Annotated in this window: 20 protein-coding genes and 1 pseudogene; 14 read left to right on the plus strand and 7 right to left on the minus strand. The window is 61.2% G+C overall.

Annotated features, from left to right (window positions below):
* Positions 1-80 precede the first annotated feature (80 nt).
* From tpiA to NKH33_RS12090, 5 genes are all read left to right on the plus strand, one after another.
* Positions 81-848, plus strand: a complete 768-nt coding sequence (gene tpiA, locus NKH33_RS12070; RefSeq protein ID WP_352795442.1) for a triose-phosphate isomerase — start codon at positions 81-83, stop codon at positions 846-848.
* A gap of 163 nt (positions 849-1011) precedes the next feature.
* Positions 1012-1464 (plus strand): preprotein translocase subunit SecG, encoded by a 453-nt coding sequence (gene secG, locus NKH33_RS12075; protein WP_352919642.1) that lies wholly within the window; start codon positions 1012-1014, stop codon positions 1462-1464.
* Positions 1465-1663: 199 nt separating this feature from the next.
* Positions 1664-2785: a L,D-transpeptidase gene (locus NKH33_RS12080; RefSeq protein WP_352919645.1), complete on the plus strand. Its 1122-nt coding sequence runs from the start codon at positions 1664-1666 to the stop codon at positions 2783-2785.
* Between the two features lie 147 nt (positions 2786-2932).
* Entirely contained in the window at positions 2933-4561 is a 1629-nt protein-coding gene (gene pyrG / locus NKH33_RS12085) for a CTP synthase (protein ID WP_352448839.1), read from the plus strand.
* A 10-nt stretch (positions 4562-4571) separates the two neighbouring features.
* Complete coding sequence (locus NKH33_RS12090; RefSeq protein ID WP_352795444.1) at positions 4572-5111, plus strand: DUF1697 domain-containing protein; 540 nt, start codon at positions 4572-4574, stop codon at positions 5109-5111.
* Between the two features lie 30 nt (positions 5112-5141).
* Here the strand turns inward: NKH33_RS12090 and NKH33_RS12095 are convergent, their stop codons facing one another.
* Both NKH33_RS12095 and NKH33_RS12100 read right to left on the minus strand, forming a co-directional pair.
* Positions 5142-6599 (minus strand): NCS1 family nucleobase:cation symporter-1, encoded by a 1458-nt coding sequence (locus tag NKH33_RS12095; protein WP_352474257.1) that lies wholly within the window; start codon positions 6597-6599, stop codon positions 5142-5144.
* Positions 6600-6792: 193 nt separating this feature from the next.
* Positions 6793-7185 (minus strand): MmcQ/YjbR family DNA-binding protein, encoded by a 393-nt coding sequence (locus NKH33_RS12100; protein WP_352474256.1) that lies wholly within the window; start codon positions 7183-7185, stop codon positions 6793-6795.
* Here NKH33_RS12100 and NKH33_RS12105 point away from each other — a divergent pair.
* Positions 7181-7390 (plus strand): annotated as a pseudogene (locus NKH33_RS12105) (ABC transporter ATP-binding protein); the annotation flags it as partial. The gene NKH33_RS12100 and the pseudogene NKH33_RS12105 overlap by 5 nt on opposite strands.
* 17 nt (positions 7391-7407) lie before the next feature.
* On the opposite strand, the gene otsB reads toward NKH33_RS12105, so the two are convergent.
* The 4 genes from otsB to NKH33_RS12125 all read right to left on the minus strand — a co-directional run bounded on the left by otsB (position 7408) and on the right by NKH33_RS12125 (position 13397).
* Entirely contained in the window at positions 7408-8169 is a 762-nt protein-coding gene (gene otsB, locus NKH33_RS12110; protein WP_031211298.1) for a trehalose-phosphatase, read from the minus strand.
* The gene (locus NKH33_RS12115; RefSeq protein ID WP_352919648.1) at positions 8166-9947 is read right to left on the minus strand and encodes an alpha,alpha-trehalose-phosphate synthase (UDP-forming); all 1782 of its coding nucleotides are present in this window, start codon (positions 9945-9947) and stop codon (positions 8166-8168) included. The genes otsB and NKH33_RS12115 overlap by 4 nt, the downstream gene beginning before the upstream one ends.
* A gap of 178 nt (positions 9948-10125) precedes the next feature.
* Entirely contained in the window at positions 10126-12288 is a 2163-nt protein-coding gene (locus tag NKH33_RS12120) for an amylo-alpha-1,6-glucosidase (protein WP_352540550.1), read from the minus strand.
* A gap of 47 nt (positions 12289-12335) precedes the next feature.
* A complete protein-coding gene (locus NKH33_RS12125; protein WP_352919652.1) occupies positions 12336-13397 on the minus strand; it encodes a glycosyltransferase family 4 protein in 1062 nt (353 codons plus the stop codon).
* Here NKH33_RS12125 and NKH33_RS33225 point away from each other — a divergent pair.
* The gene (locus NKH33_RS33225) at positions 13383-13955 is read left to right on the plus strand and encodes a DUF982 domain-containing protein (protein WP_502893790.1); all 573 of its coding nucleotides are present in this window, start codon (positions 13383-13385) and stop codon (positions 13953-13955) included. The two genes, NKH33_RS12125 and NKH33_RS33225, sit on opposite strands and share 15 nt — an antisense overlap.
* A gap of 33 nt (positions 13956-13988) precedes the next feature.
* Here NKH33_RS33225 and NKH33_RS12135 read toward each other — a convergent pair whose 3' ends face one another.
* Positions 13989-15314 (minus strand): methyltransferase family protein, encoded by a 1326-nt coding sequence (locus NKH33_RS12135; RefSeq protein WP_352919655.1) that lies wholly within the window; start codon positions 15312-15314, stop codon positions 13989-13991.
* Here NKH33_RS12135 and NKH33_RS12140 point away from each other — a divergent pair.
* From NKH33_RS12140 to NKH33_RS12170, 7 genes are all read left to right on the plus strand, one after another.
* Positions 15307-15684, plus strand: a complete 378-nt coding sequence (locus NKH33_RS12140) for a hypothetical protein (RefSeq protein WP_352919657.1) — start codon at positions 15307-15309, stop codon at positions 15682-15684. The genes NKH33_RS12135 and NKH33_RS12140 overlap by 8 nt on opposite strands.
* Positions 15685-15690: 6 nt before the next feature.
* Positions 15691-16236 carry a hypothetical protein gene (locus NKH33_RS12145; RefSeq protein ID WP_352919659.1) on the plus strand — a complete coding sequence of 182 codons (546 nt, stop codon included), beginning with the start codon at positions 15691-15693 and terminating at the stop codon, positions 16234-16236.
* A gap of 261 nt (positions 16237-16497) precedes the next feature.
* A complete protein-coding gene (locus NKH33_RS12150; RefSeq protein ID WP_352502409.1) occupies positions 16498-16722 on the plus strand; it encodes a hypothetical protein in 225 nt (74 codons plus the stop codon).
* Between the two features lie 215 nt (positions 16723-16937).
* A complete protein-coding gene (locus NKH33_RS33230; RefSeq protein WP_352977186.1) occupies positions 16938-17192 on the plus strand; it encodes a DUF6894 family protein in 255 nt (84 codons plus the stop codon).
* A gap of 304 nt (positions 17193-17496) precedes the next feature.
* Entirely contained in the window at positions 17497-18123 is a 627-nt protein-coding gene (locus tag NKH33_RS12160; protein ID WP_352919661.1) for a class I SAM-dependent methyltransferase, read from the plus strand.
* Positions 18124-18360: 237 nt separating this feature from the next.
* Positions 18361-20148, plus strand: coding sequence for an ABC transporter ATP-binding protein (locus NKH33_RS12165; protein WP_352471929.1), 1788 nt, complete (start codon positions 18361-18363; stop codon positions 20146-20148).
* A gap of 6 nt (positions 20149-20154) precedes the next feature.
* A complete protein-coding gene (locus NKH33_RS12170) occupies positions 20155-21336 on the plus strand; it encodes a glycosyltransferase family 9 protein (protein WP_352919664.1) in 1182 nt (393 codons plus the stop codon).
* Positions 21337-21345: the final 9 nt, after the last annotated feature.

Here is a 21345-nt window from a genome sequence, read left to right on the forward strand (position 1 = left end):
TTCCTGCCCACTGTCGATTGCTTTGTGGCCTGATTTTGATAGTGAGGGCCAGCTGGAAATTGCCCGGAGAAACAAATCCCATGACCACTGGAATCCGCCCGCTCGTCGCCGGCAATTGGAAAATGAACGGCACCAGCGCCTCGCTCAACGAGCTCAGGATGATCGGCAACGGCTTCATGAGTGGGCTAGACGCCGAGACCGAAGCGGTGGTCTGCGTGCCGGCGACCTTGCTTGCGCACGCCGCCGAGATTCTGTCGCGCACGCCGGTGCGGGCCGGCGGAGAGGATTGCCACACCAAGGAAAGCGGCGCCTATACCGGCTGCATTTCGGCCGAGATGCTGAAAGATGCAGGTGCCAGCCATGTCATCGTCGGCCATTCCGAATGCCGCGCCGATCGCAAGGAGGACGATGCCTTGGTCCAGGCCAAGGCCTCCGCCGCATGGCGCGCCGGGCTGGTGGCCATCATCTGCATTGGTGAGACAAGAGCCGAACGAGAAGCAGGAGCCACGCTCGACGTGCTGTCGCGCCAGGTCGCTGGCTCGGTCCCGCCAAACGCCACGGCTTCCAACACCGTCATTGCCTATGAGCCAATATGGGCGATTGGGACCGGCTTGACCCCGACCGCCGCCGACGTCGCCGAGGCACATGCGCATATCCGCGAAGAACTGGCACGGAAGCTCGGCAATACGGCGGCCAAGATGCGCATTCTCTACGGCGGCTCGGTCAAGCCGTCCAACGCCATCGAGTTGCTCGGCGTCAGGAATGTCGATGGCGCGCTGGTCGGCGGCGCCAGCCTAAAGGCGGCGGACTTCCTCGGCATCGCGGAAGCCTATCGAAACATCGCTTGATACAAGGGCTGGTTGCTGCATTTGAGCGGACGGCCGATGTCGAAATCGTTGCAAAGGACGCATTGCTTCCCATATTCCGGCCACGGGCTTGGAAATGCCGTCAAAGCATTGTATTGAGCCGCCTCCAAATCAGCGGCCGCACAAGGCCTTGCCAGGGTAAATTATGGAAACCGTACTGATCGTCGTCCACCTCATGGTCGTGCTCGCGCTTGTCGGCGTGGTGCTGCTGCAGCGCTCCGAAGGCGGCGGCCTCGGCATCGGCGGCGGATCGGGCTTCATGACCGCGCGTGGCGCCGCCAATGCGCTGACGCGGGCGACGGCGATCCTGGCTGCCGCTTTCTTCGTCACCTCGCTGACACTGTCGATCGTTGCGCGCTATGGCGAGAAGCCGATCGACATTCTCGATCGCGTGCCGGCGACCTCGGACGGAGCAGGCAAGGGCGTACTCAACCAATTGCCTGGAACCACGACGCCGACGCCGCCTTCAGGCACCACGGCGCCGACCCCGCCGTCCGGCAATGGCGCGGCAGCAACGCCGCCGGCAACCGCTCCGGCGACGCCGCCAGCGACAAACGGCGCCACCGCGCCGGCTACGCCGCAGGTCCCCAACCAGTAATAGGGCAACTTATGCCGCGATCTGTTGTCGTTTGAACACAGTCGCGGCAAATGCCGCACGATCATGAAGATTCGACTGCGCCTCACGCTTGAGGCGCTTCCGGCTAATCGATTATACGTTGCACGCGGCATTCTCGGCGTCCTTGGGGGGCGCCGGGCGACGCCGTGGGCAACAAGCATTGAACGATCGGATCTTCCCCATGCAGCTTCGCAGCTTCATTTTTGCCGGCCTTTGTGCCGTGCTCAGCCTAGGTGCGCCCGCTTTCGCGGCCATGCCGACGGCAAACTCGGCCCACAAAGCCGCAACAACAACCGACGTCGTCAAGGTCGCTGCCAAAAGCGATGCAGCGCAATTGAAGCTTCTCAAGAAGAAGAAAGATCCGACGCCGGACGACCTTGCGCAGATCCGCAAGATCGAAGCCAAGATCGCAGCCGACAAGGACGCCGCTCGCGCCAAGGCACTCGAAGCCAGGAAGCTGGCGATGCGCGAGGCGGCGAAAGGCAAAGCCGATGCGGAACGCCAGGCGTTCCTTGCCAAGAAGAGCCAGCCGCTCGCAACGGCCAAGGTGGCTGACGCCACGCCGGCCAAGAAGAAGACCGTCAACATCATCGAACCGATTACGCCCATTGCGCCGATCCAGTCGGCCGAGCCGATCCCGGCCGAGGCCATGAACGTTGCGCTGACCGGCAACAATGGCGAGTTGCGCAGCGAACCGGTCGGGCAGAAGCCGCAGAGCGTCGGGTTGTTCGCGGGACTGTTCGGCGGCACATCCTCTTCGTCGATGTCGCTGCTTCCGGAAACACGCGCGCTCGACGCCGCGCTCGAAAGGAAGCAGGTCAAGCGGCAGTTCAAGGTCAAGCCGGAATTCGTGCCGCAGGAGGTCGAATTCACCGGCTACAACCCCGGCACCATCGTCATCGATACCAGCGCCCGTCGTCTCTACCTCGTCGAATCATCGTCAACCGCCCGCCGTTATGCCATCGCGGTCGGCCGGGAAGGCCTGCAGTTCAAGGGTACGGTTGCCGTCGGCGACAAGCAGGAATGGCCGCGCTGGATTCCGACGCTGGATATGCAAAAGCGCGAACCCAAGCACTATGGCCAGTACAAGGACGGCATGCCCGGCGGCGGCGACAATCCGCTCGGTGCGCGCGCCATCTATCTTTACGACGGCAAGAAAGATACCCACCTGCGCATTCACGGCACCATCGCGCCGCAGTCAATCGGAACCAGCGCCTCCAATGGCTGCTTCCGTATGATCAACGAGCACGTCATGGACCTTTACCGCCGGGTGAAAGTAGGCACCAAAGTCGTCATCATCTGACGCTTTGACAGATCGTGCCAAAAGGGCCGGCCTCGCCGGCCCTTTTGTTTTGATACGCCAACGACCAGAGCGCCTTCTTGGGAAAAAGCCTTCGCGGCGGTTTTTTCTCTGGCGGAATCAATTCGGCCGCGTTAAGCGATGACTCCCATGGCGCGATATGTATTCATCACAGGCGGCGTGGTTTCCTCACTTGGAAAAGGCATTGCTGCAGCGGCCCTTGGGGCTCTCTTGCAGGCGCGGGGCTATCGCGCACGCATCAAAAAGCTCGATCCCTATCTCAATGTCGATCCCGGCACGATGTCGCCCTATCAGCACGGCGAAGTCTTCGTGACCGATGACGGGGCCGAGACCGATCTCGATCTTGGCCATTATGAGCGCTTCACCGGCCGCTCGGCCAACCAGCAGGACAACATCACCACCGGCCGCATCTATAAGAACATCATCGAGCGCGAGCGGCGCGGCGACTATCTCGGCGCCACCGTGCAGGTCATTCCGCACGTCACCGACGAGATCAAGAATTTCGTCCTCAACGGCAATGACGACTACGATTTCGTGCTGTGCGAGATCGGCGGCACCGTCGGCGACATCGAAGCGATGCCGTTCCTGGAGGCGATCCGCCAACTCGGCAACGACCTGCCGCGCAACAACGCCGTCTACGTCCACCTGACCTTGATGCCTTACATTCCGACGGCAGGCGAACTGAAGACCAAGCCGACGCAGCATTCGGTCAAGGAGTTGCGCGGCATCGGCATTGCACCCGACATACTGCTGGTCCGCGCCGACCGGCCGATCCCCAAGGAAGAGCGCAGAAAGCTGTCGCTGTTCTGCAATGTCCGCGAAAGCGCCGTCATCCAGGCGCTCGACGTCCCGCATATCTACGACGTGCCGATGGCCTATCACAATGAAGGGCTGGATTCGGAAGTGCTGGCGGCCTTCGGCATCGATCCGGCGCCGAAGCCGCGCATGGAACGGTGGCAAGCGGTGTCCAACCGCATCCACAATCCGGAAGGCGAAGTGACCATTGCCGTCGTCGGCAAATATACCGGCCTCAAGGACGCCTACAAATCGCTGATCGAGGCGCTGTCGCATGGCGGCCTCGCCAACCGGGTCAAGGTCAAGCTCGACTGGATCGAAAGCGAGATATTCGAGAAGGAAGACCCGGCGCCGTGGCTGGAGAAGGTCCATGGCATTCTCGTCCCCGGCGGTTTTGGCGAGCGCGGCTCGGAGGGCAAGATCCTGGCGGCGAAGTTCGCGCGCGAGCGCAAGGTGCCGTATTTCGGCATCTGCTTCGGCATGCAGATGGCTTGCATCGAGGCGGCGCGTTCGCTGGCCGGCGTCGAGCACGCATCATCGACCGAGTTCGGTCCAACCGAGGAGCCGGTTGTCGGCTTGATGACCGAATGGCTGAAGGGCAACATGCTGGAAAAGCGCAGGGAAACCGGCGACCTTGGTGGTACCATGCGGCTCGGTGCCTACCAGGCCGACCTCGCCAAGGGATCGAAGATCGCCGAGATCTATGGCGATACCCAGATTTCCGAACGCCATCGCCACCGCTACGAGGTCAATGTCGACTACAAGGAGCGGCTCGAGGATTGCGGCCTGGTGTTTGCCGGCATGTCGCCGGACGGCGTGCTACCGGAAACGGTCGAATATCCCGACCACCCCTGGTTCATCGGCGTGCAGTACCATCCCGAGTTGAAAAGCCGGCCGCTCGATCCGCACCCGCTGTTTGCCAGCTTCATCGAGGCGGCGGTAGAGCAGTCGCGGCTGGTCTAACTAGCCGCCCATGCAAACGTACGTCGCGCTGCTCTACAGCATTGTCCTGGGCGAGGGGCGGCGGGTCGTCATGTCCGATCTGAAGGCGATGGCCGAAGGCCTGGGTCTGAATAACCCGCGCACGCTGGTGGCGACCGGCAATCTGGTTTTCGAGGCGCAAGAAACAGAACTTGCGGCGTTGGAGCAGCGGCTGGAGGCGGCGTTCGCAAAGACTTTCGGCCGCCACGTCGACATCATCGTGCGCCGCGCCGACGGCTGGCTGAGGATGGCGGCCGGCAATCCGTTCCCAGCCGAATCGGCTGAGGCCGCGGACCAGGTGGCGGTGCGCGTGATGCGGGCGCCCGTTCCCGCCGAGACCGCCGCGGCGCTTGAGGCGTATGCCGGCAAGGACGAGAAGCTGCGGATTGTCGGCGGCGACATCTGGATCGTCTTTTCCAGCGAGACGCCGAGTTCGCGGCTGCTTGCGGCGGTCAGTCACAAACGCCTGGGCATCGGCACCTCGCGCAACTGGAATACGGTGCGCCGCCTGGCCAAGATGGTCGCAGAATAAACGGGGCGGCTCGCGCCGCCCCGAGTCTGTTCAGGCCTTGGCTATCCTGGCTCCGGCACCGAGTGCCATCGTGCGCAGCACGTAGTAGATGACGCCGGCAATTGCCACGCCGAAGAACCAGCCATAGACGCCCCACCATGACGGCAGCAGGCTGGTGAAGTTGGGCAGGATCGAGGAGAAGACCGCGCCGATACCGGCGGCGATGAAGGCATTGACATGCCAGCCGCCCTGAAAGCGGAATTCGCCATTCTCCCTGTAGAGCGCCTCGACGTCGACCTCGCCCTTCCGGATCAGGTAATAGTCGACCATCATCACGCCGAAGATAGGCCCCATCGTCGCGCCAATGATGTTGACGAAGGAGGCGGCACTGCCTTCCCAGGGCGCGAATGGATAGAGCACCAGCGCGATCAGCGCCGCGATGTAGCCGCCCTTCTTGAAGTCGATCTGGCGTGGAAAGACATTGGAGAAGTCGAAGGCCGGCGACACGAAGTTCGCCACCACATTGATGCCGAGCGTCGCCACCGCAAAGGTCAGGGCTGCGAGCGCCGCCAGGAACCAGCTGTCGAATTTCGCCGAAATCTGGTCGGGATGCAGCAGCACCTCGCCATAGACGTCGAAGGCGGCGATCGTCGTAACGCCGGCGACCAGCGAGAACAGGATAAGATTGACCGGCAGGCCCCAGATGTTGCCCTTGCGCAGCGATGCCTTGTCGGGGGCGTAGCGCGCGAAATCGCAGAAGTTGAGATAGAGCGCGGAGAAATAGGTCACCCAGATCGCGGCCACCGCAAACAGCGAGGTCCAGGAGCCCGGCGTGCCCGGCACGCCCGCGTCCTTTGTCTTTTCCAGCAGCACATCCATCGGGATGTCGCTGGTGAAAGCGAAGGTGCCTGCCTTGATGCAAAGATAGATCGCCAGGATCAGCATCATCACCCACACCGCCGGTCCGGCCCAATCCTGGAAGCGGCGCACCGTTTCCATGCCTTTCTGGATGATCAGGAGTTGCAGCGCCCAGATGACGGCGAAGCAGATCACCTCGAGCCCGGAATGGCCGAGGAAATGTGTGCTCTGGTTGAAGTCGGCGAACCATTGCGAGCGGATCAGCAGGGCTACGATCGCCCCGGAGGCGGCCGCCGTCTGCGCGCCGTACCAGAAGCAGGCGACGATGGCGCGCACCAGCGCCGGTATGTTGGCGCCCCAGATGCCGAAGGAGGCACGCGCCAGGACCGGGTAGGGCACCCCGGTCTTCACGCCGGCATAGCCGACCATGTTCATCAACGCATAGATGATCAGCGAACCGATACCGATGGCGATGATGAAGTTGACGAAGCCGCCGCAGAACAGGAACAGGCTGGCAGCGAGATAGTAGCCCCACAGGCTGTGGACGTCCGACGTCCAGACGTTGAAGATCGAGAACGGTCCCCAGTTTCGAACCTTCGCCGGAGCGAGATCCTCATTGTACAGGTCCGGTGATGCGCCTTGTATTGTCATTGCTATGTCCTCCCCTTGCAACCGCACGCGCCTCCACGCATGGCACGCAGGTTAAGCCTGACGCAGGGGAACCGGCAAGCAGACGATTTGCCGGCTTTGGCTTAAAGTCATTCAATGAGAAACGCGCTTATCGGCGTGGCGTCGTTGAGCTTCTAGCGCCGGCGATTCGGTGGGGTGACACCGATCGCTCGACCTAAGCTCCAGAGTCCACCTTGTGCGTGATCAGGGCGGCAAGCTTTTTGGGCGCTTGTGCGCGATAACTCTCATCGAGCCATGACTTCAGTTGTCCCATCGGTGGCAGTTCGTCCGGTGCTGGTTCGAACGTCACCCATCCGCTCTTGCCAAGGCCGTACTCCGTCGGCGACGCATAGTGGAGCTTTCTCGCCTCGTCGCCGCTGTAGGGGAGTTTGAGGGAGATGCTGAACGGTTCGCCTTCAAGGCTCAAATAAGCAAAGGTCTTGCCTTTCACCGCGAGATCGTCGTGACCAGGCCACGGACTCTTTGTCTCGGCGCCTGGATAGGTGAGGCCGAAGGCGCGTAGTTCCTTGAGAACGGCATCGGTCGAAGCGCGCGATTTCCTACTCATCAACTCTCCTCCATCGCTGTCGGTGGCTATCCTGGCAGACGAGCCGACGGGGAGCCTCGACAGCAAGAGCTCGGAGCAGGTGTTCACAATCCTGCAGAATCTGGTGCGCGAACGCGGCAAGACGGTCGTGGCAGTCACGCATGACCTCGACATGGCCGCACGCATGGATCGCCGCATTCACATAGTGGACGGGAAGATCAGCTGAACCGGGCCACGGCGCGATCAGGCCACCGCCGACGTCTCGAAACTGGCCTCGAGCCAGGCTATTGCGCCCGTCACGTCGTCGAGGACATAGGTTGCGGCCGTCGGTCCGTTCGGCTTCACGCGGATGGAGATGCCGCCAATTTCATTGATCGCCTCGAAACCGTGTTCGTCCGATGTATCGTCTCCGAGGAATATCGGCCGCCGGCCAACAAAGGGCGGAATGTCCATGAAACGCCGGATGGCAGCACCTTTGACGGCTTCCAAAGGCATGAGCTCGACGCCGGCGTTTCCCGGAAGCACCCGATAACCCTTCGGAAGCCGGGCCAATGCCTGTTCGACGAGCTGGATTGCGGGTGCAAGCAGTTGCGGTGCTGCTCTTGTATGAACGGCAAGGACCGGCCCCTTGCGCTCGACATAGACCTTGCCGCTGCCCAGTTCGGCCTCGATCTCGTCCGCAAGGGCGGCGATGTCGGCCGGCGCGTCGGCGGCATCGATCGGACCGCTCGGCGTCAGCCGGTGCTCCAGGCCATACAGTCCGGCAATCCGCAGCTTCAGCGGGTGGAACAGCTTGTCCACGGCGGGAATCGATCGGCCGGTGATGAAGGCGACCGCACCATCCAGCCGCCGCTCGATGCGTTCGAGCAGATTGCGCAATTCCTCGCCGACGAACACCGCGTCGGGATGGGCAGCGTGTTCCAGCAGGGTTCCGTCGATGTCGAGGAAGAGCGCCCATTGCCCTTCCGACAGGTTCAACGCCGGTGGTTGTTCAAAGCTTTTCACGACGCTGCCTTCCGAGCCCGCTCGAACATCGAGATGACGTTGTTGGTGTTCGATGGCGGGCGCTCGCCGGTTCCGGTCACCCTGTCGAGATCGCCGCGTTTGCGCAGGCGCGCGGCGTCCAGCAGCATGCTGCCGGCCCAGCGGTAGACATTGTTGTCGCGGACCATCTCGCGCATCGGCCGCAAACGTTCGCGCTGCTCTTCCGGCGTCATCGTCAGCGCCTGCAACAGCGCCTCGCTCATCATGGCCGCATCGTAGGGGTTGACGATCAGTGCTTCCAGCAATTCGCGCGAGGCACCGGCGAAGGTGCTGAGCAAAAGCACGCCCTGTTCGTCGTCGCGCGCTGCGACGAATTCCTTGGCGACAAGGTTCATGCCGTCATGCAGACTGGTGACCATACAGATGTCGGCGGCACGATAGACCTCGTAGACCTGCTCCTGCCGATGATGTTCGGCGACCATCAGGATAGGGCTGTATGTCTCGCTGCCATAGCGCCGGTTGAGCTCCTCGGCACAGCGGCGGCATTCGTCGTGGAGTTGCTGGTAGGCGGGCAATGTCCCCCGGCTCGGCGCGGCGATCTGCAGGAAAACCACCTTGCCTATCCATTCGGGATATCTCGTGAACAATTCGTCCAAGGCATGGAAGCGATCGAGAATGCCTTTCGTGTAGTCGAGGCGCTCGACGCCAACGCATAGTTTGGTATCCGCAGACAGGCCGAATCTGTCGCGCACGCTGGCGCGGCACTCCTCCACAGACGGCAGTTTTGCCAGCAATTGGGCCGGCCATTCTATGGAAATGGGATAGGCGTGGACCAATGTGGTCTGCCCACCATAGGAGATTGCCGCGTCTGCCCGTTCGATCCGGCTCTCCAGAAAGCGGTCGACACTTTCGGTGAAGTTGTTGGCATGGAATTGGGTATGAAAGCCGATGATCGAACTGCCGAGCAGTCCTTCCAGGATCCGCTCACGCCACGGACAGATGCTGAATACTTCCGAATTAGGCCACGGGATATGCCAGAAGGTGATGACTATCGCGTCCGGCAGGCGCTGGCGGATCATGCGCGGCAGCAGCGCGAAATGATAGTCCTGCACCAGCACGATCGGCCGTTCGTTGCGGGCTTCGGCAACCACCGTATCGGCGAATTTGCGGTTGACGGCCTCGTAGGCGTCCCAGTCCGAGGCGCGAAACACAGGGCGAGTGAAGGCGATATGGCAAAGCGGCCATAGGCCCTCATTAGCGAAGCCCAGATAATAGCCCTGATATTCCTCCTCCATCAGCCAGACCCTGCGCAGCGTGTAGGACGGATTGCCCGGTGGCACCTGCACCCGGTCGTCCTTGTCAACGGTGAGGCGGTCTGCCGTGCCGCCGCCATAGGCGATCCAGGTGCCGGCACAGGCGCGGGTGATGGGCTCGAGTGCCGAAACCAGGCCGCTGGCCGGCACCAAAAGTTGGACCCCGTCGTCCTTGATGTTGTGGATGTAGGGTTCGCGGTTGGACACCACGATGACCTGTGCGTCCGGCAGGTCGTCGGCCAGGATCTTGCGCAACGTGTCCGGCGACCACGTGACCAGTGCCGCATCGGCGGACTGGCCGTTCTTTTCGAACTCGCGCAGCACCTTGCGTGCCGCTTCCGAGGCGACATCCTCGCTCGGCGTGTATGCGGCGGCCGTTGCGCGACCGCGGCGCTGGCGGGATATCGACAGGAGAATGGCAAAAGCGGAAAAGCCAAAACTTGCAATCAGCAAAACCCAGAGCAGGTTTACAGTATAATCTGACATGGAATGTGATCTCGCCTCCGGCCGGCCGATAGCCGTTTTTTTTATTTGTTTTCTGGTTCGCCGCCGTATGACAACGACAGCGTCCCCACCCGCCCATTTTTGCAACGCACAAAGAGGCTATCGGTTCCGGACGATTGCAACGCGCGCGTCATTTTCGATGCGCCGCAGCGCGGCGGCATCAAGTGCGCACGATGAGCGGCACCATCCCCTCATACCGGTCGGCAAGAAAGGCGACGACCCGGTCGCCGACACGCTGAAATGTGAGGTCGACCACTGTCGAGCCGACACCCAGATGCCGCAATGTCAGCGTGTCGATGCCGATCGGCAGCCTTGGGCGGGTGACCCGGATTTCGCTGTTCCAGCCGTCGATTTCGAGCCCAAGGCAGGCCTGCATCAGCATGAAGGCCGATCCCGCTGACCAGGCTTGCGGCAGGCACGCGACGGGATAGGCGATGGGCGCTTCGCCCGGCGACCGGGTAAAGCCGCAGAACAGTTCCGGCAGCCGCATGTTGAAATGGACAGCCGATTCGAACGTGCCGCTCATCAGCCGAACCACGCTGTCGCGCACGCCATAACGTGCCAGGCCTGCACCGCACATGGCGGTGTCGTGCGGCCAGATCGAACCATTGTGGTAGGACATCGGATTGAAGAATATCGCATCGTCGGCCAGCGTCCTCACGCCCCAACCAGAGTGGAACGACGCGGAGAGCAGCTGATCGGCGACCATCTGCGCCCGTTCCGGCTCGGGCAGCCCGACAAAGAGAAGATGGCCGGCATTCGACGTCCGTACCTTGCAGAGCTCGCCTGCACCATCGATCGCCAGTGCATAGAAATTGAGATCGTCCATCCAGAAATGGCGTTCCACCGCGGCGCGCATGGTTTCGGCGCGTTCCTCCCAATGATCGGCCTTGTCGTCCTCGCCGCGGCGGCGGGCGAGCGCCGCCAGCCCACGGAACGCGGCAAAGACGTAGCCTTGCACCTCGACCAGGGCGATCGGCCCCTTGGGCATGCGGCCATCGGCATGGAAGACGGAATCGAAACTGTCCTTCCAGCCCTGGTTGGCAAGGCCGGTCTCGGCGCCGCGCTGGTAGGTAACGAAGCCGGTCGCGCGGCTTGTCTCCTCCGTCCATTCGGCCGCTGCACAGAGCGATGGCCACAGGCTGTCGACGAACGCCATGTCGCCGGTACGATCCGCATAGGCGCAAGCGAGATGAATATAGAGCGGCGTGGTATCGACGCCGCCGTAATAGCGGCCGAACGGGAGCTCCCGCAGTGCCGCCATCTCGCCCTTGCGGGTCTCGTGCATGATCTTGCCGGGCTGCGAATCGCTGAACGGCGACGTTTCGGTCGCCTGATGCTGGGCGAGAAAGGCGAGTACGCCGCGCGCCAGCCCAGGATTCAACCACAGCATCTGCAATGCGGAAATCACCCCGTCACGGCCAAATGCCGTCGAGAACCAGGGTATGCCGGCATAGGGGTAAGGTCCGGTTGCAAGCTCGGTGGTCAGCAGCGCCACGTCCGCGCGCGCGCGTTCGATCCAGTCGTTGAAGACGCGGCCAGAACTGTGCACCGTCGCGCCGTGGCGGCGTTTGGCGCGCATGCCGAAGCGAGCGCGGGCGGCTGCAGCCCGAAAACGGTCGCGGTCGGGTGTCTCCGCCACTTCCGGGCCGACCTCGATATAGAGGACCTCGCTGCTGCGCTTCGTCACCGCAACCAGGAAATCCGCGCGGCTGGCGGTCAAATTGTCCGGCGCCTGCGAGAACGAGATCGCCGACAGGCGCACGAGTTGGTCCAGCCCGTCATATCGAAGCACCACGGATGTCGGACTGGTCTCGGCGGCGTGGGCTATTCCGCGCTTGAGCCGGGTCGAACCGCGCACCTCGAACATGTCGCGGAAATCTGCTGCGAAATGCAAGGAAACCCGAATGGCCGACGATTCCTGGCTGTAGTTGGAAAGGGTGATGCGCTCGAACAGCCGGTCCTGCCAAAGCAGCCTGACGCGTTCTATGTGGATCGCGCCCTGCGGAATGTCGCGACCACCGACACTCTGGATCGGCAGATTGGTCAGGTTCGAGGTGAAAAGCACATTGTCCTGGCTGAGCGAGGCGCCGAGCAACGACATTTGCCGGCCACCGACCGTCAGCCGGAATTCCGAAAGCACACGCGTGTCGTCTCGGAAAAAGCCATCGCCGGCGCCGCGGATGTCGCCATAGGCGTCGGCCACCGCGAAGCAGTCGGCTTGCTTGAGGGCGAACAGCCGGTGCGGCTCCCGGGGCGCAACCTCGTCGAGGGAGGCAAGGGCTACGGCGGGATCAAGCTTACGCTCGTCGAGTTGATTCATACGTCACAAGCTCTGTCGTTTCGTTCCAACGTCCACAATGACGCCGATCAGGACGCTCTCGCTTCACCGGGAGTACCGATCAGGCGCACATAGGCAGCCACATAGTCGTGGGCCATTCTCGTGGCAGAAAAACGGTTTTCGAACACGGCTCTCACCTGTCGCCTGTCGAGGCGCAGCAATTCCGGTATCGAGGCGACCGCAGCATCGACCGTATCGACAAGGAAACCGGTCACGCCGTGGTCGATGATCTCCGGCAGGGCACCGCATTTCCAGGCGATCACCGGCGTGCCACAGGCCATAGCCTCTATCGCGGCAAGACCGAACGGCTCCGGCCAATCGATCGGAAACAGCAGGCCGGCCGCCTTGCCGAGGAATTCCGCTTTTCTGTCCTCTTCGATCTCGCCGATATAGTCGACACGGTCGCCGTCGATCAGCGGCTCGACCGTGTCGTGGAAAAAAGGGCGGTCGTCGTCGCCGATCTTTGCCGCAAGCTTCAGTTTCAGCCCGGAGCGCAAGGCGATCTCAATGGCACGGTCCGGGCGCTTGTCGCGCGACAGCCGGCCCAGAAAGGCCAGATACGGCTCGTCCACCTCCGTCTCGAAAGTCGGCTCATACGTATTGATCGGTAGCCCGTGATGGATGGTCGCCAGCCAATTTGCCCTGGGTAGCCCGGTTCTCTGGCTACGCGAAATCGAGATCATCGGAAAGCGCGGAAAATGTTCGTAGGCCGGGGCCAGGTCGACATAGTCGAGCCTGCCATGCGGTGTCGTCACCGTCCGGTCGGGCATGTGTTCGAAGAAAGGAAAATGCAGGAAGTGGCTGAGATGGAAATGGATGATGTCGAACTGTTGCGCACGGCTCCTCACCTCGGCGAGCATCGAGAGATGCGCCGCGGTTTCGGATTTGTGCGGGCGCGGATCGAGACGGAGCGCGCGCTCGCGACACGCCACCAATTTCGCCGACGTCTTGGTATCGCCGCTGGCGAACAGGGTCACGTCATGGCCAAGCTCGACCAATCCTTCGGTCAGATAGGAGACGATGCGCTCCGTCCCTCCATAGAACCGGGGTGGCACGGATTCATGGAGCGGCGCCACATGGGCTATTCTCATGTTTTGGCATTTCCCTCAAAAAGACTGCTCGTGGCATCGAAATGCATCAGCCGCGCTAACGTTCCCGTACAATGGCAAGATGCCACCCAATTGGGGCAAGATGTCACCCAATTGGAGCTGCCGGGCGCGTCGACCGTTGCTCGTCTCGTCCAGCAAACATTTTTCAGGCCAAGCCATGTTTTGCCGGGAACCAAAGTCGGGTTCGCGAGTTTAGTGGGGTTCGATCGCACGCATCCGGTCGACGGGGAGGAAATGATGGACCGCTTGCAATTCTTTTCGCCCGTGCGGATTTTGCGCGGACAGGGACAGCCCGTGGAGGAGATCGACAGCGTTGCCGAAGCGATGGCATTCTTGCGAAAATGGCCGGCCGGGCGGCGCGGGCCGGTTTACCAGTGCGCCGTGAATTGCTGCGCTGCGGCCATGGCCGGCCGGATGTCGGCCGAGGAAGCGAGAAAGGCTTTTGCCGGCTTCGCCCGGATCACCCGCCTGCTCGAGGGCGATCGGCCGTTGCCGATGAGCGGCGAGGATCGGCATCGCGATCACGCCTTGAGGCGATAGGCAAGCTGCCGCAGATGGTCCGAGCAAGGGCATTCAGCCTGAGCGCCTGATCGGCGACCGACTCGCTTTCGCGAACAGTCGTTTGAGCTGAGCAACGGCGCCGTTTTCGCTGATGTAATCGCGATAGGCGACGTAATCGGGGTCGCGTGACAGATGGCATTCCTCGGTGATGGCGCGGAGTGCGTAGATGGTATTAAGCGCGAGCAGGATGGCGGAGTGCCGCAGCGCTTCAGCGGGTCCTGCGGCGGTGAGGAAAGGTAGGGAGACCAGCCACCAGGAGAGGTTTTTCGAAACATAGGCCGGATGCTTGATCCAGCGATACGGTCCGCAGGTGATGATTCCGCGATTGGTGAGATTGGAAAATCTCAGGCCAAAGCTCACGGTGGACCAGACAAAAATCAAGATGCAGAAGAGGATCGCCGACCCCCAGAAAACCTGGAGCGCCGGTGAGGGCATCACCGCCGTCCAGTTGGCGCCCGTTTCGTAGTTCAGGTAGGCACGGGTGGCGGCGTTGATGGGTTCATAACAGGCAAGACAAACCAGCCAGCCGAATACGGTGGGCTCGACGGTGCGGATATGATTGTCGAGGACGCGCAGCGTGAAGACGTAGCCGACGACCGCGACAAGAACATCCACCATGAACAGGAGATCGATTGCAAAAGCGTGCCAGCGCATGATGTCGAATCGATACGGTTGTTCCAGCCCGGCAAGGATCGAACCCAGTGTGGAGCACAGATAGACGAACATCAGCGGCAGGAAGAAGCCTTTGACGATCCAGCTCCGCACGTGCTGGCGTATCTGCTCGGTCCTTTGCGGCACGGCGCCGCTGAGGACGAATGCACCGATTTCGGCATATGAATCTTCCGGATCGGTCTGCCGGCGGTCGACATAGGCAACATAAAACGGCGCGGCGACGAGCAGCGCCGGCAAGGTGTCGAAAAGCGCCGCCCAGTAGGGGGCGTAAAACCCGCGCCGGTATTCCGGCACTATCCAGTAGACTGCGGCAATGGTCGTGAGCGTGACGATGAAGCCGATGAGCTTGCGCACGACGCGCTCGACTTCAAGCGCTCGCATCGGCTTCGCCTGCAATCCCGTCGAACGCCTCCGGAACGTCTGGAAATAGGCCGTGTCGACCGCGATCATCGCTGCCGCGGTAGCTGCAATGACAGTCATGGCCTGCAAATGCACAGGCCAGCTTCTGTTGACGAGCACTCCGACGGCCAGCGCAAGACCAAACAGTCCTGCAAGGCCGGTGAGGGGCGCGGTCGCGGATTTCGGTTGGAGCGTCAAGCTGCTACTCCCGTTGTCATGAGGGTTGATCGTCGTCGGCGGCCGCCACGGGTCACGTAGTGTGCCCACCCGCCGCCGCTGGTGCCACCTGAGCAGCTGCTACACTCCACCGCTGCTGCTTGTCCCGTCGTTGCCGCCGCTGGATCCGCTGCTACTGCTCGATCCGCTTGAGCCGCCGCTGCTTGTTCCGTCATTGCCGCCGCTTGAACTGCTGGTGCCACTCGAACCGCTGCTGCCGCTCGAACTGCTGGTGCCGCTGGAGCCGCTGCTGCCGCTTGAACCGCTGCTGCCGCTGGATCCGCTGCTGCCGCTCGAACTGCTGGTGCCGCTCGAACCACTGCTGCTGCTTGAGCCGCCGATGGGCCTGTTGTTGAGGTTGTGTGGGGAGCGATGGTTGTTGGCGCCCTCGTTTATATTTTCGCAGGTGCATTTGCGCTGATATTTGGTGCCGAAAGCGCTGTGTTCATTGCTCGCTTTCTTGCAGACCAACCTATGGCAAATCAAATTCGCTTCGGTTGTCTCGGGGGTAAGGCCGGTGATCACTATTGCGGTTGTCGTGGCCGCCATGGCCACGATCGAGAACCGGAGTAAATTCCGAAAATTTTGCATAGATACCTCGCTTTCTGACGCCTCGCTTCTCGGGCTCGCGCCCAAGCTTCCTGATTGTCGAGTGGGTATTTGCAACAAGGCCGCATACGGATCGCTTACGCCTCAGCGGTCGGGCTCAGGGGCGGCGAAAAAAGTTGAACAAAGCGCAGACAATGCTGCCGCATTGCGGTATTTCGACCAGAAAAAGGAAGCTGCACTTTGGGGGAAACGGAAAATGTCGAAACGGCTTAGACTGGTGCTGGGAACGGCCGGCGCAATTGCCGTCGCCATTGTCTGGGGGATCATCGCCACGTTAATGGGTGTGCCATCGGTTCTGATCACTGTAGGAGCGGTCGCGATCGGCGCGGGCATCTACAGCTATGTCGATCGAAGCCGAAGCTGATCCGGTTATCAGGCTACGGGCATGACGCAAAAGTCCCACGGTCGCAGACTGTCTGCGGCAATGCTCAGTGTACGAAAATTACCAACGACAGCGGTCTGTGGAACGAGTGGCCTGCCGAAGCTATTGTGGTGTCGGTCCGAGACACCCCCGCCTCGGGTCATTGGCTCACCCAGCCGAGTGGTCCGCTGCTACCCAATGGCAGCGGACCTTCACCCGGAGGACAGACCCGGAAGACGGATTGTGCCGAATCGAGGGAGAACGATGGTCGTTGACGAGATTGCCGCGCGGCGCCTGAAAATTCTGCTCGAGCAATACATGGAGACCAGGAAGAGGCGCCACGATGCGGTTTCCACCGCAGCGGCTGAGATCGCGATCAGGGCTGTCATGCCGAATTGCCCGGCCTCCGGAAAAGTCCTGGACGACATGATTGCGGCATGTGCGTTCGAACACGGGCTGGGGGTGCTGTTCGATCGACCTGACGCATGAAGGCCTAAACGCCATGAATCCCAACGCCAAAATCGCACGGTGCTGTCGTGCACAAATCCGACGCTGTTCCTGAGGCGCTCGCCACTAAAGCGCATCGCGTCGATCGGCCTCATGCGATGCGCTGTAAGTGCCTGTTTTTGTGCATGTCGTTGCCGCAAAACCGCTGCACAGTTTTGCGCGACATGCATTAGAGAAACCGACCGACCGGAGCAGCCATGCCGAGATATTTTTTCCATTTCCGAAACAATGAGGGCCGCTTGACGGAAGATTTCGAGGGTCAGGAGTTGGACGGTTTGTCCGCGGCTCAGGATAACGCAATGGCCTCGGCCAAGGAAATCCTGGCCGAGGGCCTGCTCAGCGGCAGCCCGGTCCTGACAGGTCTTTCCTTCGAAATCTGCGACGAGAACCGGAAGCTGCTTTTCCGATTTCCATTCTCGGAAGCTGCCGAAAAGGCCGGCACTCGGCCGTGATTGGCCAAAAGCCCCGCGATGCGGGCGAGCTTTGATCGAGCCTGGCTGAAAAACCGCATGTCGCGGCAAGACGGTCGTTGGTGCAAATCAGCACCATAGCCAAATTAGTAGCATAGCTGCCGGCACAAAGCAAGAACAAATATGGCTTGCCTTGCCTACGGGGGCGCCAAGCGACGTTGCCATTTCCAACCAGTATGTCGATTTGTCGGGCCGGGTGTTCGTCAACTTACCGAAACGTCTTCGCAGGATGCTGTGATCAGGAGTTCCTTTCTCCCGCGGTTGCGTTTACAGGACGCTCAGGACAGTGTCGTTTGCGCGCCAGCAACTGGACCGAGTTAGGCCGGGCGCACGGTCCCCCTCCGTCAAGGAAACCAGTCCGGCGCCGTTTTTGGAGAACAATGATTTGTGGTGGTCAAATAAGCAAAAGAGATTCAAGGGAACGTGGGACGACAGACTGGACGGCCTATTCTCAGCAGAGGTCGACTACGCCGGGAAATCCATTCTCGATGTTGGCTGCAACATGGGTATTGTCGCCTATGAGATATCCAAGCTAGGACCGAGTTCGATCCATGGGATCGACATTCTCAAGCCGCATATCGAGACGGCCAGGATGATCTTCCTGGGTTGTCCGGTCCAAAGCCAGTTCGATTGTCTCGATCTTGGCAGCCGGAAGCTGCAAAATGTTCTCAAACCGCAGTACGACATCGTCATGCTGCTGGCGGTCTACCATCACATGCAGTGGAGCCTCGGCGCGGACAAGGCGCGACGCGTGCTGTGCGATATCGCCGGGCGTGCTCAAACGATCGTTGCCCGCGTCCCTCCTGGCAAGGATAAGGAGATGATCGCCGTGCTTTCGGATGTGGGCTTTTCAATCAAAAGCAATCACACATCGCCTCTTGGAAGCCATCTCATGGTCCTCGCGAAACACTGACCGGGCATAGCGCGGCCGACGGCGAATGGCGCAAGAGCCGCGTGGCTGGGATCCGCTATGCTCGGACGCGAGGAACCGACAGTCATAAGCCGATGACGTGCAAGGATCCGGTTCGGCATTGACTGCGGTCGGGAACGAAGCCACAGACAGGTGATCGAAACCGTCTCGTGCTTCAAGACAACACGAAGACCGGACGGGATCGCAACGGGCGGCGACAAGATGATTGCAAAGAAACGAGTGTCAACGGTCCCGGCATATCCGCTGATCAAGCGTCTGATTGGCGAAAATCTGCCGCCGCACAAGATGCTGTATGTGACAGGTTTGCTGTGCTCGATCGCTGCTGCTGCCGCGGTCGGCGCGACGGCCTGGATCATGAAAGTCATGATCAACACCATCTATGTCGAGCGAGATGCTGCCGCTGTATCGGGTATCAGCGTCGTCATCATCGGCATTTTCCTGGTCAAGGGCATAGCTGCCTACTGCCAGACCGTCACAACGGGAAAGATTCGCCGGGCTATCGTTTCGGACCTGCAAAACCGGCAATTTTCTCGAATGGTGCGTTTCGACATCAGCCGTTTCGCGAACCAGCATCCGGCAAAATTCATCTCCAAAATCATGTTCAACGCGCGCGCCGGGGCGACCGTTATTCTCACCCTCACGAGCAGCGCCGTCTCTGATCTGCTGACCCTGATTGCCTTGGCCAGCGTCATGGTCAAGCAGGACCCGGTGATGTCGCTGATATCCGTGGCGGTTCTGCCGATGCTGTTCCTGTCAGTCGGCGCGATAACCAGGAAGCTCAAGGCGCTGGCGAGGGGCGAGACGGAATTGGCCGCGCAGGTCCAGTCGATCGGCACGGAAGCCGTCGAAGGCATCCGCACCATCAAGTCCTTCCAGCTCGAGGACAAGGCCGTCGCCAGCTTTGCAAAGGCCGTCCGCAAGATGGAGAGACGTGGCATCCAGATCAACCGGACGTCAGCATTGATGAGCCCATTGATGGAGACCGGCGGCGGCGTGATCATCGGGCTTTTCGTTATGTACGCCAGCTGGCAGACCCTCGGCAACGGCAAGACGCCCGGCGAATTCATGGCCTTCATTACCGCGTTCCTGCTTGCCTATGAGCCTGCCAAGCGGTTGGCCCGGGTCAATGTCGACATCCAGAAGCAAATGGTCGCCGTCGAGCAGATGTATGATTTGATCGACACGCCCGAGCAGCGGCGACTCGCGATCGCGGGCGAGCGTCTGACCGACGTCGATGGTGGTATCCGCTTTGAAGATGTGGCCTTTTCCTATGACGGCAACAGCCCCGCGCTCGAGGGTGTTTCCTTCGATGTGCGACCTCGTGAGAAGCTGGCGATCGTCGGCCGCTCCGGCGCCGGCAAGACCACCATCGTCAATCTGATCCTGCGTCTGATGGAGCCGGACAAGGGCAGGATCCTGATCGACGGAAAGGACATTTCGAAGATCAGCCTGGCCGACGTCCGCGATAACATCGCACTTGTGTCACAGGACGTCTTCCTGTTTGAAGGCTCGATCCGCGACAACATTCGCGACGGCCGCCCGAATGCCACGGATCAGGAAATCGAGTCCGCTGCGAATCTCGCCCGGGTCACCAGCTTTGCTTCGGCGCTCGAAAACGGGCTCGACACGCTTGTCGGGCCAAGCGGCACCAACCTGTCCGGCGGGCAGAAACAACGCGTTGCCATCGCACGCGCCCTGCTCAAGAATGCTGCGGTAATCGTCTATGATGAAGCGACATCGGCGCTTGACGGTGAAAACGAACGGGCGGTTATGGAGGCAGCCTTCGACAACACATTTCAGCGCACAGTGATCTGCATTGCGCACAGGCTGTCTACAATCAAGGCGGCCGATCGTATTCTCGTGTTTGACGCCGGACAGCTTGTCGACGCTGGAACGCATGACCAGCTTTCCAAGCACAGCGAGATATATCGTTCGATATTCCACCTGGAGACGGCCGATCCGATGGTCGAAAGCGGCAAAAAGCTGCGGCAGAGCGTATTGCGCTGAAGGCCGATGACCAGCTTTTATCACGGTTCCTATGTCCGGTATGTGATTGGTGGACTGGGCCTTCAGGTGCGCCGGTACAAAAAGGCGGTGCGCGGATTGTTTTCCGGTCCCAAGCAGCCTCGTTCCGTTCTTGAGCTGCAGGCCAAGGTTGCGGCACTGATTGTGCGCAGGGACTGGAAAGGCCTTGAAGCCGGTACCAATGAGATGGCTGTCACGGCCGATCATAATCGCGACCCCGAGCTGATGCAGAAGGCGGGCCAGGCGTTCGAACGCCTTGGCAACTTTGCGCGGGCAGCTGAGCTTCGGCTTTCCGCTCGCCGGCTGCGGAAAGGGAAAAGCGCCAACGAGTGGACCGGCGAGAATCTCGGATCGGATACACTGCTGATCGATCTTGTGGAGGATGACCCGCGCAGCCTTGGCCGGGTTATCCGCCACGCGCGACTGGCCGGCGCTGCCGCTGCCTATGCGCAAAGCGCAACAATCCGGGTCGAGCCGCGCCTGGTATCAATTCTGCAGCGAACGTTCCCGAAGGCGACCGTGGTCCCGGCGCAGCGGGATGTGGTCGGCGACAAACACGCGACTTTCGAAGATCTCGCCTGGGTGTTCGGACGCGACGCCGAAAAGCTTGCTGCCGACTTCGTACCGCTGCGGGCAGATCCTGAACTCGTCGAGGCATTCCGCAAGCGCTATCGGGCGATGACGGATCTGCCGCTGGTCGGTCTCTCCTGGGGCAGCAAGTCCCATACCAAGGACGTGCCTGATTTTCCTGAATGGGCACGGTTCATCGCCCAGACGCCAGCGACATTCGTTTCGCTCCAGTACGGGCAGGTCAAGCCGGCGTTGCGGCGCCTTCGCAACGGCAACGACGCGCGTCTGATCTTTGACGACAGCGTCGACCAGATGGTCGACATGGACCGTTTCGCCGCACAGGTCGCCGCACTCGATGCTGTCGTGACGATCAGCAATACAGCTGCCCATCTTGCCGGAGCCATTGGCGTGCCGAGTGTTTTCCTCATCGACGATAATTTTCAGACGGCATGGCCGGTGACCGGCGACCGGACACCCTGGTATCCGAAGGGCATTGTCATTCGCAAGGAGGGACGCCCTTGGTCGCTGGTGCTCGACGAGGCCGGCCGGCGGCTCTCGTCGATCCTGACGACGCTTTCCGACGCTCCCCGAGGACGATAGAACATCGCC

This window comes from Mesorhizobium sp. M1182 (assembly GCF_040318335.1).
Taxonomy (GTDB): Bacteria; Pseudomonadota; Alphaproteobacteria; order Rhizobiales; family Rhizobiaceae; genus Mesorhizobium.

Bases quoted from the DNA above. Each gene is read 5' to 3' on its own strand.
- pyrG (WP_352448839.1), top strand. From the start codon at position 2,933: ATGGCGCGATATGTATTCATCACAGGCGGCGTGGTTTCCTCACTTGGA.
- NKH33_RS12080 (WP_352919645.1), top strand. From the start codon at position 1,664: ATGCAGCTTCGCAGCTTCATTTTTGCCGGCCTTTGTGCCGTGCTCAGC.
- NKH33_RS12115 (WP_352919648.1), bottom strand. From the start codon at position 9,947: ATGTCAGATTATACTGTAAACCTGCTCTGGGTTTTGCTGATTGCAAGT.
- NKH33_RS12100 (WP_352474256.1), bottom strand. From the start codon at position 7,185: ATGAGTAGGAAATCGCGCGCTTCGACCGATGCCGTTCTCAAGGAACTA.
- NKH33_RS12120 (WP_352540550.1), bottom strand. From the start codon at position 12,288: ATGAATCAACTCGACGAGCGTAAGCTTGATCCCGCCGTAGCCCTTGCC.
- tpiA (WP_352795442.1), top strand. From the start codon at position 81: ATGACCACTGGAATCCGCCCGCTCGTCGCCGGCAATTGGAAAATGAAC.
- secG (WP_352919642.1), top strand. From the start codon at position 1,012: ATGGAAACCGTACTGATCGTCGTCCACCTCATGGTCGTGCTCGCGCTT.
- NKH33_RS12090 (WP_352795444.1), top strand. From the start codon at position 4,572: ATGCAAACGTACGTCGCGCTGCTCTACAGCATTGTCCTGGGCGAGGGG.
- NKH33_RS33225 (WP_502893790.1), top strand. From the start codon at position 13,383: ATGGGCTATTCTCATGTTTTGGCATTTCCCTCAAAAAGACTGCTCGTG.
- NKH33_RS12095 (WP_352474257.1), bottom strand. From the start codon at position 6,599: ATGACAATACAAGGCGCATCACCGGACCTGTACAATGAGGATCTCGCT.
- NKH33_RS12170 (WP_352919664.1), top strand. From the start codon at position 20,155: ATGACCAGCTTTTATCACGGTTCCTATGTCCGGTATGTGATTGGTGGA.
- NKH33_RS12125 (WP_352919652.1), bottom strand. From the start codon at position 13,397: ATGAGAATAGCCCATGTGGCGCCGCTCCATGAATCCGTGCCACCCCGG.
- NKH33_RS33230 (WP_352977186.1), top strand. From the start codon at position 16,938: ATGCCGAGATATTTTTTCCATTTCCGAAACAATGAGGGCCGCTTGACG.
- NKH33_RS12150 (WP_352502409.1), top strand. From the start codon at position 16,498: ATGGTCGTTGACGAGATTGCCGCGCGGCGCCTGAAAATTCTGCTCGAG.